10 protein-coding genes and 2 pseudogenes are annotated in these 18,047 nt (G+C 37.4%); 10 read left to right on the forward strand and 2 right to left on the reverse strand.

The window, feature by feature from the left end; translation table 11 throughout:
• Nucleotides 1-80 precede the first annotated feature (80 nt).
• Nucleotides 81-537, reverse strand: a pseudogene (locus tag ACFIJQ_RS03640) (integrase); the annotation flags it as partial.
• 736 nt (nt 538-1,273) lie between these two features.
• Here ACFIJQ_RS03640 and ACFIJQ_RS03645 point away from each other — a divergent pair.
• The 8 genes and pseudogenes from ACFIJQ_RS03645 (at nt 1,274) to ACFIJQ_RS03680 (ending at nt 14,634) form a co-directional block, all read left to right on the forward strand.
• Complete coding sequence (locus tag ACFIJQ_RS03645; RefSeq protein WP_273787820.1) at nt 1,274-1,603, forward strand: hypothetical protein; 330 nt, start codon at nt 1,274-1,276, stop codon at nt 1,601-1,603.
• 1,905 nt (nt 1,604-3,508) lie between these two features.
• Complete coding sequence (locus tag ACFIJQ_RS03650) at nt 3,509-4,342, forward strand: outer membrane protein (protein ID WP_375628573.1); 834 nt, start codon at nt 3,509-3,511, stop codon at nt 4,340-4,342.
• A gap of 334 nt (nt 4,343-4,676) precedes the next feature.
• Nucleotides 4,677-5,513, forward strand: a complete 837-nt coding sequence (locus ACFIJQ_RS03655; RefSeq protein ID WP_375628575.1) for an outer membrane protein — start codon at nt 4,677-4,679, stop codon at nt 5,511-5,513.
• Nucleotides 5,514-5,874: 361 nt separating this feature from the next.
• Nucleotides 5,875-6,686, forward strand: a pseudogene (locus tag ACFIJQ_RS03660) (outer membrane protein).
• A gap of 182 nt (nt 6,687-6,868) precedes the next feature.
• Nucleotides 6,869-7,759, forward strand: a complete 891-nt coding sequence (locus ACFIJQ_RS03665; RefSeq protein ID WP_375628577.1) for an outer membrane protein — start codon at nt 6,869-6,871, stop codon at nt 7,757-7,759.
• A 1,503-nt stretch (nt 7,760-9,262) separates the two neighbouring features.
• Nucleotides 9,263-10,801 carry a porin gene (locus ACFIJQ_RS03670; protein WP_375628579.1) on the forward strand — a complete coding sequence of 513 codons (1,539 nt, stop codon included), beginning with the start codon at nt 9,263-9,265 and terminating at the stop codon, nt 10,799-10,801.
• 248 nt (nt 10,802-11,049) lie between these two features.
• A complete protein-coding gene (gene ileS, locus ACFIJQ_RS03675) occupies nt 11,050-13,965 on the forward strand; it encodes an isoleucine--tRNA ligase (protein ID WP_375628581.1) in 2,916 nt (971 codons plus the stop codon).
• A 177-nt stretch (nt 13,966-14,142) separates the two neighbouring features.
• Nucleotides 14,143-14,634: a hypothetical protein gene (locus ACFIJQ_RS03680; RefSeq protein WP_273787826.1), complete on the forward strand. Its 492-nt coding sequence runs from the start codon at nt 14,143-14,145 to the stop codon at nt 14,632-14,634.
• A gap of 642 nt (nt 14,635-15,276) precedes the next feature.
• On the opposite strand, the gene ACFIJQ_RS03685 is transcribed toward ACFIJQ_RS03680, so the two are convergent.
• A complete protein-coding gene (locus tag ACFIJQ_RS03685) occupies nt 15,277-15,723 on the reverse strand; it encodes a nucleoside deaminase (protein ID WP_012754668.1) in 447 nt (148 codons plus the stop codon).
• Between the two features lie 269 nt (nt 15,724-15,992).
• Here ACFIJQ_RS03685 and ACFIJQ_RS03690 point away from each other — a divergent pair, with 269 nt between their 5' ends.
• Together ACFIJQ_RS03690 and rsmD are read left to right on the forward strand one after the other, a co-directional pair.
• The gene (locus ACFIJQ_RS03690) at nt 15,993-17,393 is read left to right on the forward strand and encodes a pseudouridine synthase (RefSeq protein ID WP_375628584.1); all 1,401 of its coding nucleotides are present in this window, start codon (nt 15,993-15,995) and stop codon (nt 17,391-17,393) included.
• A complete protein-coding gene (gene rsmD / locus ACFIJQ_RS03695; protein WP_273787828.1) occupies nt 17,374-17,940 on the forward strand; it encodes a 16S rRNA (guanine(966)-N(2))-methyltransferase RsmD in 567 nt (188 codons plus the stop codon). The genes ACFIJQ_RS03690 and rsmD overlap by 20 nt, the downstream gene beginning before the upstream one ends.
• Nucleotides 17,941-18,047 lie beyond the last annotated feature (107 nt).

Raw genomic sequence — 18,047 nt, forward strand, 5'->3', positions numbered from 1 at the left:
TTTTATTTTTGTAACAGCTCTTATTTGAAAAAAGCAATTTTGAGGAGAGTGTGGAAACATATGGTAGGTTGGAAGACTTAAATCTCTGAAACCAGTATACAGCCTACTTGGGGGAAAATATGAAGGCGTAAATATAAAAAACAAATCTCATCTTTACCATCATTTTTAATTCTGCTTTACGACTTTCAAAAGTATCTAAAGCAATGTCTGTTAAATAATAGAGATTACGCATTGCCTCACGCTTTTGTTTCTCACGTTTTTAATGAATTTACGTTCTTCATGTAAAACAGAACGCCCTAAACGGAATATATTTGTGTTGCTAATTCATGTGCTTTTTTTAGAAGAAACCGGCACCCAAGCCCATGTCACGGCGGCGCTTATGAGTGGTATAAAGATAAAGCCCCAAAATATGATATAAAATTCGTTGAGCACTTCCATCTTTACGCTTATGGAGTAACAAGCCGCTACCATCACACAATTTGCCACCTCCCAATATTTGTGTGTCCCTTGGCACTTAAGACGGTTTATAAGAGGCATTTTTAGTCTTTTTTTAGTGTTTTTTGTTTACACGGCTCTCCCCACTTGTAACATGCAATCAAATGGTTTTGATGGATTCAACATGAAAAAGATTTGGATGAGAGAATCTTACGGTATTCAAGGTTTTCATTCAATATGAATAACGCTAAACTATCATTATAAATCAATATATTATATGATTAATGTATACAGATAACTACGATTGTATTGAACAATGCAAAGAGCAACTCCTAGAAAAGTGTGCTAGAAACAAGTCAGCAAGAGCGCTTTTTACTAAGTCAAAACGTTGCAATAGCTTTTGCATTTAAACGGATTCGTAAGAATCCCCCTGTTTTCAAGAGTTTTATCCATATACAAACTTTATTTATGATGTGGAAGCGAATAAATTTGCTTAATGTATAATGAACAAGTTTGGAATGAGAGCATATTCTGATATTCGAGGCGCTCATTTTGTGTGAGGAAATATAAATTATATTTATAAATCAATATGTTTATGTGAGGCTCGTATAGTTTATTATTTTCAGACGATACTTCGTGCCTTTAATTTATTACTCAATAAGTGATTTCTATGTTGGTAGAGCAGGGCAATTTGCTTTTATTTTAAAATCAAAAGGGCTCCAAAGCTTTATTTGTAAGGATTTTCACTTTTTATCTATAAACATATTATTTTTCTCTAGAAATTTGTAATGAAGGCACTAGGTAAAATCCATTATGGATATTTGATGAGGTTAAATTTATGAACATAAAATATTTTATTACAGCTTTTGCTACTTTTGCTTCAATTTCTATCGCTCAGGGGGCGAGTTTTTTAGCGTCTCAAAACCTTATACAGAGAGCATCTTCGGCTGTTCCTCCAATAGGTCTTTTTTCTAGTGAACAGCTTCGCAAGGTCTTATCTGAAGTTTTTCAAATAGAACTTTCTTGCACAAATAACAGTGAATACATAACAGCAGCTAAGTTAGTACCTGTGTCACATTCTGGTAAAAAAAGAGGATATAATCCTAAAAAAGGACCAGGGAAAAGAGGACGGCCAAACCTATTTACACGAAGTCCAATGAGTTTTTAAAAAGTGAGAAAACAACATTGAGAGGTGTAACGTATGCTCGAGAATTGAAAAAAGGAGATATTATCACCTGAAAACAGGAGGGGAGCTATTTGTTTAAAGGGTGTTATGATTGTGCACGGTGAGAATGAAGAGGACTGTTCGGAAAAGATACGAACAGGAAGGTTTCAGTGAACGAATAACACAGTATAATAGCAATCAGTCATTACAAAATTCATGGGTTTAGATGAATATAGCCTAGAGATTTTGAGTTATTTTGTTATGCCGTAAATATCGTCATTTTAAGTGTGATTATATAAGGCATGTAAAACGCCTTAATAAGTGTTTTTAGAGTACGTGGCGGGATTAGTGAAGGACTTGTCTATAGAACCTTTGGTTAATGATACATGAATGGAAAGCTAAATGAAATCCACTCGACAAAAATCTGGACTATTTGCAGACAGGGTCTGATAGAACGCTTTGTCCAAATCGAGGAGAAAACCAAGTATTTATTTTAATGTTAACCTTTTGATCTTAGTGTGTTTCAAAAAATAAAACGCCATTGAGTTGCATACTTACGTGCGCTTGTTTTAAAGAAGCATTTTTCAATGCTCCCAAACCCATTTCGCGACGCTATCTATGAAGGGTATAATGGTAAACCCATTGAGTACCACCATCTTTATACTTATTTATACTTATGAAGGGGACAAGACGGCATTCATCACACACTTTGCTAGCTCTCAATATTGTGACAGCCTTTGGTATGTGAGACTTCTTCATAAGAAGCGTTTTTAGTCCTTTTTTGTACAGTTTTTATCCACAAGGCTTTTTCTGCTTGTAACATGCAATCAAATGGTTTTGAGTGATTGCAACATACAACCGATTTGGAATGGGAGAATCTTACGATATTCGGATTTCTTATTCAATATGCGAAATGATGAGTTATGTTTATAATCAATCTATTGTTCGACTTAGATTTAAAAATATTTTTTATTTGTCTATGATGCAATATCAGATATTTTTTCTGCCAAATTGTTTGCTCAATTAATGATTTTCAAAGAAAAGTTTGGTGTGAACACTTTAAGAAAGATCTCTCATCTTTTTTGCTTTAGGGAGAGTTTTAATATAGATGTCAGCATTTATCATACCAGTTGCCTGTCTTGAGGCATTTTTTACAGTTTCGTTTATAAAAGAATATGAAATAGATAGCCTACAAATAAGATGAAACTCTGAAAAAGACTTTCTATGAGGTTGAGATAAGCAAAAAATGGTAAATATTAAAAAACAATAAATGCCTAAAGTAAAAACAAAGAGCAGGCAAGTTGCATATGATCTTGTTTCAATCCGTGGATTATTGGAAGTCTTGTTTATGTGCGATACAAGTTTATTTGTAATATAAGCATTTTTTTATGAAAAAAACAAATACATAGCCTTCACATTTTGTCATGCTAAGGATGAAGGTAAAAACGTTATTTGTATAAATCTAAATAGAACGATTGCATTTGACAGTTCTTGATATTGAAAACATTCATAAGTGACCTTTTTAGTTTTTTAACGGTTTCACATACTTGCTCGTTTGTAATGTATAGAGGGATGATTTTTGTTGCTTGAATATACAATGGTTTAAGATGAGAGCATTTGAATTTAATATAAAAGGATAATTTTTCATTAGACAAGAGCACATGCTTTCCACGGTGATAACGCAGATATTTTTGAAAAATTTATAAAGAAGAGCAAATGTGACAAGAGAAAATCATTTGTACATTGGCATAATTCAATTCTTATTTATTAAGAGATCAAGCAATTCAGGATGCTTTCATTGGCTTTTTGTTTTTTTTATGAGTGTATCATTTTTGCTACAGATATCTGAAGTTTGGGCTCTATATGAAATGATGTGTTCAAATAAATATTCAGCTATGGAGAGAAAATATGAATATGAAATGGTTAATAACAGCTTCTGCTTTCGCTTTTGTTTCAGTTTCAGCGGCGCAAGCAGCAGATGTTATTGTTCCCCCAAGTCCAACACCTGTTGCTCCCGTTATTGTTGCTCCAACTTTTTCTTGGACAGGTTTCTACCTTGGTGGGCAACTTGGTGGTTTTTCGGGTAAAACGAAAATGGATATTCTCAGTAACGGAAAAAAGATTCCAGCGCCTGATGACCTTTTGCCTAAACTATCTGGTTTCATGGGTGGTCTTTACGCAGGTTCCAACGTTGATCTCGGTAATGGCCTTATTTTAGGTGTTGATACAGATATCGTGTGGTCTAATAAAGATGACACGAAGACAGGAAACACATATGTTATTCTTCCAAATCACATAAATTATATTAAGAAGATATTAACAGAATCTGGAATTAATATTGGTAAAGATGCGCTTGAAGCTGGTGCTAAACGGACCCACAGTTTCACTTTTAAAGAAAAGTGGGCTGGTGCGACACGTGTACGTATTGGTTTTGCAGCTGAACGCATTATGCCTTATGTTGCTGGTGGTATCGCCTATACGCAGCTTCAAGATACTGCATCGATTTCAATAACAGGCAAAGATTCAGATAAAGTAATAGCTTCTGGTACCTTGTCTGATGAAACAAAGACCCTTGTTGGTTACACTCTGGGTGCTGGTGTTGATTTAGCAATGACCAATAACGTTATTGTCCGTGCGGAATATCGTTACTCTGATTTTGGTAAAAAGAAATTCTCAAATGATAAATATGAGACATCTTACAAAACCAATGATTTCCGAGTTGGTGTTGCTTACAAATTTTAACAGATGATAAGTTAAATAACAGAGGCGCTGTCTTTGACAGCGCCTCCGTTATTCTCTGTTGCTATATTATCACACAATACATAATTTATTGTGGATGTGAAAAGATATTATTCAGATTTTCTTAAAAAAATTCATAAGCAATAAACAACAATTACATTTAAAAATCAATAAGTTATTTATATATATTTTTTAGGTTTTTCGTGCAAAACAAAGCTATGAAGCGATTTTATCTGGGATGTGCCCTCCATTTTCTGTGACTGTATCATTTTTACTACAGCTTTTCTTTCTGTAATCTTGTAGCACTGTGTTCATAAATAAATTAGGAGCAAAGTTTATGAATATAAAATCTTTAGTAACAACTTCTGTTATCGCTATGGCAGCAGCTTCTGCAGCACAAGCTGCTGATGTTATCATCCCTCGTGAAACAGCCCCAGCAGTCATCTCAGCAGCCCCTGCCTATTCTTGGACAGGTTTTTATCTTGGTGCTCAGATTGGTGGTCGTTCAATGAAATCTGACAAAGGTTCTAGCACTTTAGGTTGGCACGATCTTAAGCTTTCCGGTATGCTCGGTGGCCTATACACAGGTTACAATGTTGATCTCGGCAATGGTGTGATCTTCGGCTTGGATACAGATGTCACTTTTATTGGTAAAAAAGACACAATTGATGGTATGAACATGGTTGTTGGACAGACAACTGGTAAAAGTCTTGAGGAAATTAATAAACTCCTCGATGATGCTAAGATCAAAAAGAACGATGGTCTAGAAGTTGCAGGCGCGGATGAATACAGAGAAAGTATTACTATTAAAGAAAAGTGGTCTGGTGCTACACGCGTTCGTATAGGTTTTGCTACTGATCGTATCATGCCTTATATCGCTGGTGGTGTTGCTTATACGCAGATGCAGGGCATTTCCGCAATTGAAGTGAGAAAAAATAAGTTGTTGCCTGAAAATGCTAATAAGGTTGTTGCTTCTGGTACCGTACATGATGAAACAAAGACCCTTGTTGGTTTCACCCTTGGTGCTGGTGTTGACTTTGCAATGACAGACAATGTTCTGTTGCGTGCAGAATACCGTTACTCAGACTACGGTAAAAAGAAATACTTTAAAGACACAGCTGAACTTCAATACAAAACCAATGATTTCCGTGTTGGTGTAGCTTACAAATTCTAATTTTGTAAACAACGAAATAAATTTCCAAGAGGCTCTGTCAAAGACAGGGCCTCTATTATTTTCTGTTGTTATATTATTACTCACTCCATATTTATTGGAGATATAAAAATGTTTTCATAAACGACAGACAAGAATTACATTCAAAATCGATAAGTTAACTTACGAATTCTCGTACGGAGTGAAGTTAATAACGTTGTAAAGTCATGCAGCGATTTTGTTTTGAGTGCATCCTCCATTTTCTATGACTGTATTATTTTTTACTACAGCTTTTCTTTATGTAATCTTGTAGCATTATCCTCTAAATAAATGAGGAGCAAAGTTTACGAATATAAAATCTTTAGTCACAATTTCTATTATCGCTATGGCAGCAGCTTCTGCAGCACAAGCTGCTGATATTATCGTTCCTCGTGAAACAGCCCCAGCAGTCATTGCAGCCCCTTCATTTTCTTGGACAGATTTTTATTTCGGTGGTCAAGTTGGCAACTTTTCAAGTCAAAATTGATGTATTTGATTTAGAAACAAAAGAAAAAACTTCAGATAAAGATGGACTACCTAAGCCTTGAGGTTTCATAGGTGGTATTTATTTAGGTTCCAACATAGATCTTGGAAATGTCCTCATTCTAGGTGTTGAAACCGATGCAGTCTGGATAGGCCGAGGAGAAACGAAGACGGTCTCAAAGATTCTTGCGATTGATGAATTTAATGATTTTAATGATAAATTTGAAGATGCTGGTGTTGCATTGGTGTTGTTGTATTGGATGAAAATAAAAAGTTTCAAAAAAGCGACACAGCAGTGTATCGTATTGTTTTCAAAGAAAAATAGTCTGGTGCAACACGGGTTTGTGTTGGTTTTTCCGTCGCTGACCGCATTATGCCTTATGTTGCCAATGGTATTGCTTATGCGCAAATACAAGGTGTCGATAAAGTTTCAGAAACAAAAAAGTCGGCAAATGGTAAATCAAGTAAAGAAGTTTCTGCTACGGTATTTGATAAAACAAAAACGATGGTGGGTTTCACCCTTGGTGGTGGTATAGATTTCGCGATGACAAATTATATTCTGCTTCGTGCGGAATACTGTTACTCAGACTTTGGTAAGAAGGAATTTAAAAAGGATTACCTTAAACTAGGCCACAAAACAAAGACTTTCGTGTAGGTGTCGCTTACAAGTTCTAATTTCATCAAAAGTGCGATTATGAATACAAAGTATTAATAAAAAATTAAATTTTCAAGAGATCTTGACTTTGACAAAACTGCTGTTTTCTGGGCTTTTATTTGTATGACTGTGACATTTTTACTACAGCTTTTCTATCTATAATCTTGTAAGGTCATTTTATAGTTAATTTAGGAGCAAAATTATGAATACAAAATATTTAATAGCAACTTCTGCTGCCGCTTTAATTTCAGCTTCTGCAGCACAGGCTGCTGATGTGATGATCCCTCATGAAGTCGCACCAGCAGTTATCGCAGCAGCACCTTCGTTTTCTTGGACGGGTTTTTATCTTGGTGGTCAAGTTGGCAACTTTTCGAGTAAAACCAAAGTAACTATTCCAGGAGCAGATAAAGAGCTTTTCAAAAAAGATAACATACCTAGTCCTTCTGGTTTCATGGGTGGTATTTATGCAGGGTCTAACGTAGACCTCGGAAATGGTCTCATTCTCGGTGTTGAAACCGATGCAGTTTGGGCAGACCGTGAAGAATCAAAAAAAGCCCGTGAATTGACTCTTACTGAAAAAGATGCAGCAAATTTTAATAATGCCCTTGAAAAAGCTAAGGTTGAATTAAAAGGTCAGCAACGGTTTGAAAAAGATGACAAGGTAACAGAAACGCACAGTTACAAAGAAAAATGGTCTGGTGCGACACGCGTCCGTATCGGTTTTGCTGCTGTTGACCGTATTATGCCTTATGTTGCTGGTGGTATTGCCTATGCGCAGGTACAGGGCATTCAATCCGTTGCAGGAAAAGGAGAGAGAGCTAAAGTTGAACAGAAAGCTGACGGGGATGGAAAAGTGCCAGAGGCAGGGGCTAAGCAAGCCATAGATTTGACTGGTGGTACTTGGGCTGATGACACGAAGACAATGCTTGGTTTCACTATTGGTGGTGGAGTTGACTTTGCAATGACAGACAACGTTCTTTTACGTGCAGAATACCGTTACTCCGATTTTGGTAAAAAGAAATTCGCAAACGACACACGTGAATTCAATTACAAAACCAATGACTTCCGTGTAGGTGTCGCTTACAAATTCTGATTTCGTAAAAATGAAATTAGAAGCATAAAAAATACTAAGGCCTTGTTTAACGGGGCCTTTATTTTATTAGCTCTCTATTCTATATCTCTTAATCCCTTCTATTTTTACTTGTATCATTTTGTGCTATAAGACTTTAAAGAAAAAAGTTTTATATTATAGAGGGCTAATTGGTGGTATATATGGATTTTATAGCTACTGATTACATAAAATCTTATATCACGGCTATCATTTTACGCATAAGGAAAAGTATTCAATTAATCTCAGAAATAGGAAAAGATCATAACCAGTGACTAACTTTATTCTGCATATGCCAGATTAGAGCAAGCGTATTACGTATATCTGTTGGAGTAAGCTTTGGGAAATACAGTTTCATTGGGGAAGAATATGAAGATGTAAAGATAGAAACCAGTTTCCAACTTTACCATTTTCTTTTAATTTAGCTTTACGATTTTCAAAAGCATTTAGAGCAATATCTTTTAAATAATGAAAATAAAGATGATGCATTGTCTTACGTTTTTGTTTATTGCATTCTTTTTATGTGATCACACTCCTCATACAAAACAGAACGCCCCAAACGAAATACACTTGTTGTTGTGTATTCACACATTTGTTTTAAAGAAATATTTTTCAAAGTACATCAAGCCCACTTCATGTCAGTATCCGTGAGTGATATAAGACGGTAAAACCTCCCAATGAAATAATATAAAATCTATAGGGCACCACTATCGTTACACGATTAATAAAAAGAGCAAGCTAGTATCATCATACAACTTTGCCAGCCACCAATGTTGTGGACAGACCTTGGCTGTTAAAAGCGTTCATAAGAGGCATTTAAAATTCTTTTAATTTTTTATCCACAGACTGTTTCCGCTATCGAGAGACATGGTTTTGATTAATACAACATAGAACAGGTTTTTAATGATAGAATCCTACAGTATTAGTTTTTTCATTCAACATGAAAACAATAAATTATCCTTATAAATTAAACCGATGTGTCATGATGAAGATATTTACGCAAAGAATCTAAAAGTTTTTTTTGCGAGTGTTTGAATAAGTCCTTTGTTTCTCTTAATTTTAGATACAAAATACTATCGCTAAAGCACCAAAAGTAGATCATGTTGATAAATAGAGGAAACTCTGATGGCGCTTGGTTTTAAAAAAGGCAATATTTGATTTCACTGTTTGCTTTGGCATTGATTTTGCAATGACAGATGATAGTTTATTGCATGCAGAATACTGTTATTCAGATTTCGGTAAAAAGAAATTTATAAAGAATATTATCATTAACAGTTATGCGAAAATTTAATGAAAATGAATCCAACTTTAAGACTCATAACTCTAGTGTGATTTAGTTTATAAATTCTCATTGAATGCAAAATTGAAAGTTTAAGAAGCCTTATTTTCAAAAAATCTTTATTTTTTTGTGAGTGTGTCATTTTTGCTACAGATCTTTCAAAAAAGATGCTCTATATACACATCATTTTGGATATTTGGAGAGATTTTATGAATACAAAACGTTTAATAACAGCATCTATTTTTTCTTTAATTTCAGCGTCTACAGCACTAGCTGCTGATGTTATGATTCCTCATCAACCAGCACCATCGACATCTTCTACCATTGTTGCGCCTACTTTTTCATGGACAGGTCTTTATTTAGGTGTCCAAGCTGGTGGTTTTTCGAGCAAATCTGATATGGCTCTTGTTGATCAAGAAAAGAATTTGCCACTAGATAAAGAGTTCTCTCCTAAACTTTCGGGTTTTGTAGGTGGTTTTTATGCAGGTTCTAATATTGATCTCGGTGATAACTTTATTTTTGGTGTCGATACGGATTTAATTATATCTGGTAAAAAACACACAAAGACAATTACCATAGGTGCGGCTGATAACACTACAGTAGAAAATGCAGTTGTAAGATCCCGCAGATCCACAAGCCCACAAACGTCTCCAACACCGCAAGCAGGAACACAACAACAAGCCGCCTCAGGAGCACCAGGTGCAGGATCTACACAAGGAGGGGCTCAAGCAGCAGGATCCAAGTCACAAAAATCTGCTGAAACTCGACCCGGTCCAGCACCAGCTCAAGGAGTAAAGGCAGCTCAACAATCACCAGCAACTGGAAATTCTGGCAGTGCTAATTCAACACCAGCATCAGAAACGCCAGCTGCATCGTCAGCAGCACAATCAGCTCAAGGAGATCAATCATCAGGGGCAAGGGCAAATGGAGCTGATGCATCTGTAAAATCAGCTACTGTATCAGTAGGGTCCGCACAAGTACAACCTGCACCAGTAAAACCCACCGTAACCGCACCAGGAGCACAGCCAGCAGAAAAAACAGCTACCTCGGTACAACCATCAGCAGCAGAAGGAACAGTACCGAGCGGAAGGGCACTTGTACTCGCGAGATCAGGATCATCCAATGGATCAGATACAAAAGCTTCCAATGGAACAAGCGGAGCCCAACACGGAGGTCATCATAGTGCTCATCATGGTAGCGGAAATTCTAATCCGCATGGTGCTAGTCCACATGCTTCTCGTTCTCATGGTGGACAGAATATGGCTGGACACGGTGCACAAAGTACACAAGCGGTGGATAAGAACAATTCCAGTGCATATGGTATAGAACAAATGAAAAAGCTGGCTTCTGAACTTGGTATTGATCAAGAGGATGAAGTTGAAACTTTAAATCATACTTTCAAACAAAATTGGGGTGGTGCTACACGGGTACGTATTGGTTTTGCTGCTGATCGCTTTATGCCTTATCTTGCTGGCGGTATTGCTTATGGGCAGTTCCAAGACACTGTATCAATATCCGTTAAGGATGAGGAGGGAAGAGTCGTTTCTTCTAAGAACTTATCTGATGAAACAAAAACCATGATTGGTTACACACTTGGTGGTGGCGTTGATTTCTCGGTTTTGGATAATGTGATTGTACGTGCAGAATATCGTTACTCTGATTTTGGTAAAAAGAAATTTGCAAAGGAAAAACTTGAAGTTAACTACAAAACCAATGATTTCCGTGTTGGTGTAGCTTATAAATTCTAATTTTTAAAAGAGTAAATTTCTAAAAGGCTCCACTATTAGTGGAGCCTTTATTTTTTAAAAGATCAATTTTTGGTTTCTTTTCTTGTGAATTTCATGATAAAGCCCATAGAGTGTGATGATATATTTTCCTGATCGCTGCTTAATACGAATGATAAGCTCGGCTTTCCCTATAGATAAAAACCAGAGTTGCAGGGTTCAGGGAAGTTATGCAAAAATGAAATCGTAAAAGTGGACAGGAATATTTCACAATGACTGTGAAAAATGAAACAATAGATTATTCAAAAACTCTTTATCTCCCACAGACAAATTTTCCTATGCGTGCAGGGCTTCCGCAAAAAGAGCTTGAATTGATGGCGCGTTGGGAAAATATGGGGCTTTATGCGCAATTGCGCCAACAAGCAAAAGATCGTCCATTTTATATTCTTCATGATGGTCCACCTTATGCAAATGGTCATATTCATATTGGGCATGCTTTAAACAAAGTTCTAAAGGATGTGGTTGTCCGTTCATTCCAAATGCGCGGTTTTAATGCAAATTATGTACCTGGTTGGGATTGCCATGGGCTTCCAATTGAATGGAAAATTGAAGAAAAATATCGAGCACAAGGAAAAAATAAGGATGAGGTACCTCTTAACGAGTTTCGTAAAGAATGCCGTGAATTTGCACAGCATTGGGTAACCGTTCAAAGTGAAGAATTTAAACGCCTTGGTGTCGTGGGAGATTTTAACACGCCTTATACTACAATGGCTTTTCATGCAGAAGCACGCATTGCCAGTGAATTGATAAAATTTGCTATGTCAGATCAGATTTATCGTGGTTCCAAGCCGGTGATGTGGTCTGTTGTGGAGCGTACGGCTTTGGCAGAGGCTGAGATTGAATATCATGATCATGAATCAGAGGTGCTTTGGGTTAAGTTTCCTGTCTTTGAAGCAAATTCTGATGATTTATATGGTGCTTATGTCGTCATTTGGACAACAACGCCGTGGACAATTCCTGCTAACCGTGCAGTGAGTTATTCTTCGCAGATTTCTTATGGTATTTACGAAGTTGAAAGTACTGAAAATGATTTTGGTCCTCAAGTCGGAGAAAAACTTCTCTTTGCTGATGCGTTAGCTATGAGTTGTGCAGAAAAAGCCAAACTTGTTTTGAAGCGTTTGCGTGTTATTTCTGCTGAAGAATTGAAAGCTCTTGTTCTTTCTCATCCACTCAAAGGTTTGGCTGGGGGGTATAACTTTAAAATTCCATTGCTTGATGGTTCGCACGTAACAGAGAGTGCTGGTACAGGTTTTGTTCATACAGCGCCAAGCCATGGGCGTGAGGACTTTGAAATTTGGAATGATTATAAGTCCTTACTGGAGCAAGCGGGGATTGATTCATCTATACCGTTTCCTGTTGATGATGCAGGGTTCTATACGAAAGATGTTCCAGGTTTGGGACCAGATCGTGAAGGAGGATCTGCACGTGTTATTGATGATAATGGAAAAATGGGTGATGCTAATAAAGAGGTCATTAACGCTTTAATTAAAGCAGATCGATTGTTTGCAAGGGGGCGTTTAAAGCATTCCTATCCCCATAGTTGGCGTTCAAAAAAACCCGTTATTTTTCGCAATACACCGCAATGGTTTATTTCAATGGATAAAGATTTTGGGGATGGTTCAACTTTACGTAGTCGGGCTTTGGAAGCTGTTTCAAAAACGCGTTTTGTGCCGTCTTCTGGGCAAAACCGCCTAGCTTCTATGATAGAAGATCGTCCTGATTGGGTTCTTTCTCGTCAGCGTTCTTGGGGTGTTCCTATTTGTATTTTTGCGAATGAGGATGGTGTTATTCTAAAAGATGAAGGTGTGAACGAGCGTATTTTACGGGCTTTTGAAGCAGAAGGGGCAGATGCATGGTTTGCTGAAGGAGCACGTGAACGTTTTTTAGGTGACCGTGCACATGAGCCTTGGGTACAGGTTTATGATATTTTGGATGTTTGGTTTGATTCTGGTGCAAGCCATAGCTTTGTGTTAGAAGATCGGGCTGATTTGAAATGGCCTGCTGATGTTTATTTTGAAGGTTCAGATCAACATCGCGGATGGTTTCAGTCTTCTCTTTTGGAAAGCTGTGGTACGCGTGCTTGCTCTCCCTATAAGGCAGTGATCACACACGGTTTTACTTTGGATGAGAATGGTAAGAAAATGTCTAAATCTTTAGGCAATACGGTTGTTCCGCAAGAAATCATTAAAACATCTGGAGCTGATATTTTTCGTCTCTGGGTTATGACAACTGATTATTGGGAAGATCAGCGTTTAGGCAAAAAAATCCTTCAAACAAATGTGGATTCATATCGTAAACTACGCAATGCAATTCGTTGGATGCTTGGAACTTTAGCATATGATGATGGAGAAGAAATATCTTATGGTGCACTGCCGGATCTTGAAAAATTTATATTGCATAGGCTTTTTGAACTTGATCAGTTGATTAATCGCGCTTACGATGAATTTGATTTTAAAAAGATTATGCGTGCATTATTGGATTTTTCAATCATTGAGTTATCAGCATTTTATTTTGATATCCGCAAGGATTCTCTTTATTGTGATGCGCCTTCATCAAAAAAGCGCAAGTCCTCCTTGCAGGTTGTCCGTGAGATTTTTGAGCGTATGGTAACATGGCTTGCTCCAATGTTGCCTTTTACTATGGAGGAAGCTTGGTTAGAGCGTTACCCAGAAAGCCAATCGGTGCATTTAGAACAATTTCGCTCTGTACCAGAAGAATGGCAAAATCAATCTTTGTCTGAGCGTTGGAAAAAAATTCGTCAGGTCCGTAAAGTTGTTACAGGTGCTTTAGAGCTTGAACGCGTTGATAAGCGTATTGGGTCCTCGTTAGAAGCCGCTCCTGTTGTTTTTATTTCCAATCCGGCTTTACGAGAAGCATTAGAAAATGTGGATATGGCGGAGATCTGTATTACCAGTGCACTCACAATTACGCAAGATACAATACCTTCCGATGCTTTTACTTTGAATGATGTTGAAGGTGTTGGTGTATATCCAGAGAAGGCATTAGGAAAAAAATGTGCTCGATCATGGCGTTATACACAAGATGTTGGGAGTGATCCTGCTTATCCGGATGTATCTGCTCGTGATGCAGCTGCTTTGCGGGAATTGCAGATTCTTGGCAAGATTTAAAATTTTAGATCAAAGAAAAGAAATGCAAGTAAATTTCTCATATTGATGAATATAGTTTTTTGTGGTACGAGAAAAATTCCGTTGTTTTATCTGCAGGGGGGAAATTTGTGTATGGACCGTTCTCTCATAAATAACGGGAATATTAATCAGCCATATACTTAGGAAATGGAATAGGCAGTGAGAAAACGTGAAATAAAAATATTTCCAATAGGAATTTTAGGGATGTGCTTTGTTTTAACGGGATGCAATTTATCCGCTCCTACCTATGGTACAGATAAACCAGTTTCGATACAGTTTTTTGAAGATGTTGCTAATATTACTTCATTAACACCAACAAATAACAGTAGCCAGATTGTTATGAAACCTCATCCAAAACTTGTAATACCAAGCCCTAGTTCGCGCAGATTTTTGCCGGTGCCACAACAAGATAGATCTGTCAATGAAATAGCAGCATCGAAGAAGCATCAAGGAAATACTTCTTTTCCTCACAAAGGATCGTCAGTTAATGGCGCTGGTTCAGAAGGCCCTTCACAGTTGAATGCGAAGCAACGACAGGAATATTTACGGCGTCAGAGAGCACAAGTTGGAAGTTCAAAATACCGTCGCTATCTCACTGAACCACCTTTAAGTTATCGCCAACCGGCGAAAACTGCACCTATTGGTCGATAGGGAAAAGACCAAATATTTAAAGTAAAGTATTTTTCCAATTACTTATGATACCAAGCTTTTATTCACGCACAGTTATAATACTGCTGTAAGAGAGGTATTATTCTCATGAAATAACAACATAATAACAGCATCGAGAGAATCCTTACGTGTTTCCTAACAAGAAACATTTCTCAAGCTCATTTTACAATATTGCTCATGTGAATAGTATAACGTAAAATCTATAGTGCTCTATTATCTTTATGCTAGGAAGGAGAAAGCTGATACCATCATTTTATTTTCCAGACTCCATTGTTGCGACAATTCTTGCATTTGAGAGCCTTTATAAGGGACGTTTTTAGTCTTTTCTAAAACGTTCTTTATCCAGACGATAATCCCGCTTATGATGTGCAAGAAAGTGATTTTTATTGATTCAATATAATTTGAAATGGGAGTATATCTACGATATTTTGAATTTTATATACAAAATAATGAATTATTCTTATGAGTGAATGTATCATCTAATAGAAGCAATATGCAGCATTAAAAGAGAGAAAAAATGCTTCGAAATGGCTTTTGCTATATCTGTATCAGAGGAATTAATAGTCTTTTTTTGAGAAATAGGATAGTTTTTAAAGAGTGAAAGTTATGGAAGAAGAATTGTTTTTAGTATCGCTTTTGTACAAAAAAATCTTTAAGTAATTGAGCAGCTTCTTTTTCTTTAAAACCAGAATAAATCTCAGGTTTGTGATGGCAGGTTGGTTGCTGATAAAAACGTGGACCATTTTCTATAGCTCCCCCTTTGGGATCATTTGTTGCGTAATAGAGACGTCGTATGCGTGCAAATGAAATGGCAGCAGCACACATAGCACAAGGCTCAAGTGTTACATAAAGGTCGCAATCAGGAAGCCTTTCGCTTTGCAATGTTTCGCAAGCCATACGGATTGCGCGCATTTCTGCGTGTCCTGTAGGGTCATATGCAGATTTTATAAAGTTACCAGCGCGCGCAATGATAGCTTTTCCACGTGTAATGACAGCGCCTACGGGAACTTCATCTTTTTTTGCAGCCCATTGCGCTTCTAAAAGGGCTATTTCCATGGGCGTCAAAGTCATAATATTCTTTCTACTGAAGGTATAGAAAATCTAAAGGTTATCTCGATAAGAAATGCGATGGAATGAATAATTTATTACGCTTTTATAATGAAAGGAATACCTCTATTTTTTAAAGTGTTTAAAACAAACGTGCAAGTCAACAGATACATTATTGTCGTTAAAGGATAGAAAATGATAAATGATTATGCTACTTCCTTTTTCAGGATAAGCGGTATGGTGCATGTGAATAATTTTCTAAACATACTGGCAAAGATTGGTTTGAAACGCAAATGAATGAAAATAATGAGAGTGAACGAATTGCTAAAAGGTTAGCGCGTGCTGGTGTTGCTTCGCGTCGAGATGCAGAAATGATGATTGTTGCAGGTCGCATTTCTGTAAATGGTACGGTCGTGACAACGCCTGCTTTTAATGTTAGCCGCTCTGATGTTATTAAAGTTGATGGCAAACCTTTACCTCCTATAGAACGAACGCGTTTATGGCTTTACCATAAGCCAGCAGGCCTTGTCACCACGAACCGTGATCCTGAAGGCAGACCTACAGTATTTAGTAATTTACCAAAAGGAATGCCGCGTGTTCTTTCTGTTGGAAGGCTTGACATTAACACGGAAGGGCTTTTGCTTTTAACCAATGATGGTGGCTTAGCGCGTGTATTAGAGCTTCCTGTAACAGGATGGGTCCGCAAATATCGCGTCCGTGCTCATGGAAGAGTAAAGAAGAGCGCGCTGGATAACCTTAAAAATGGTATTGCGATTAATGGTATTTTTTATGGTTCGATCGAAGCATCAATTGAACGTGAACAAGGATCTAATATATGGCTTTCTGTCGCTTTGCGGGAAGGAAAAAATCGTGAAATAAAGAATGTTTTAGGGGCGTTGGGATTATCAGTTAATCGATTAATACGTGTATCTTATGGTCCATTTCATCTCTCTGATTTAGAAGAAGGAGCCGTGCAAGAGTTAAAAGGGCGGATGTTACGAGATCAATTGGGGGAGCGTTTGATTATGCAAGCCAATGCAGATTTTGATGCTCCTATTCTTAAGCCATTTTCAAATTCTGCAGTTGTTGCAGAAAAGCAAAGCCAAAAAGATCTTTCTGTTGCAAATGATGGTTGGGTTTTCTCAAGTGAAAGGGCGATACGGCGCCGACCAAGAGATGGTTCTGTTGAACATAGTCGTGCACGATTAAGTACAAAGTCTCATGAGAATGTAAAGAAGGAGAAAAGTGAGGAAGGAAAAGCAGAGCGTTTTCTACCGCGTTCTCGCCGTGCTAATGTTTGGATGGCTCCTGGTGCACGTCCGCAGAGTACACGTAGAAAGCCTTCCTATAGTGAGGAGAAATCGTATGATCATAAGAGCGATTTGGATGGTAGAAAATCCTTTCATCGAGGCAAGGAAAAACTAAAAGAAAGTCCGTTACACAAAGAGAAGAGGGGAAGTTTTGTTCAAAAACGTGGCAAAACATCTTATGACGAGACGCATCCCTCTGGTAAGAAAGATCGCTTTTTCAAGGATAAAGAGAAAATGATAAAAAGTGGACATGAGGAACATTCTTTTGAGAGAAAGAAAAAGGTAAAATCGTTTGGTGGTGCTATGAAAAAATCTAAACCACATAGGGATGGTGCAAAAACTTCGAAGCGATTTGGAGGTTCACGTGCGGATCATAGGCGGTAAATTTGCTGGGCGCGTTTTGTTTTCGCCTGTTAATCAGTCGATTCGCCCAACGAGTGATCGTACACGTGAAAGCCTTTTTAATATTCTTTCTAGCCGTGAAGAACAATTTTGGACCAATAAACGTATTCTTGATCTTTTTGCTGGTACTGGTGCTTTAGGCATCGAAGCACTTTCACGTGGAGCAAAGGCGGCTGTTTTTGTTGAAAACTCGGTTGAGGGGCGTGGGTTGCTTCAAAAAAATATAGAAGCCTTTGAATTACAGTCGATAGGACGGATTTTGCGTCGTGATGCGACAAAACTTGGCAATATTGGCACAATGCTTCCATTTGATGTTATCTGCGCTGATCCTCCCTATAGCCGTTGTTTAGGTGAACGTGCTTTCGTAGAAGCTTTGCGAGGAGGGTGGGCAAAAGCTGATACACTCTTCATACTTGAAGAAAAGAAAGATACAATGATTCATTTACCTGATGTCTTTTATCTAGACGATGAGCGTTTTTATGGTGAGACAGCAATACGTCTCTATAAATTACGATCGCTTACATTTTGAGAAAGTTCTTGTTTTTATCCGGTAGGATGAAAAAATGCTTCTTTACAGTTTTCTTCATTTTATATGGTTTTTAAAAGGTTAAACAGAAAATAAATAAAAGATTCTAA

It is taken from the genome of Bartonella sp. TT67HLJMS (assembly GCF_042193375.1).
GTDB classification, from domain to species: domain Bacteria; phylum Pseudomonadota; class Alphaproteobacteria; order Rhizobiales; family Rhizobiaceae; genus Bartonella; species Bartonella grahamii.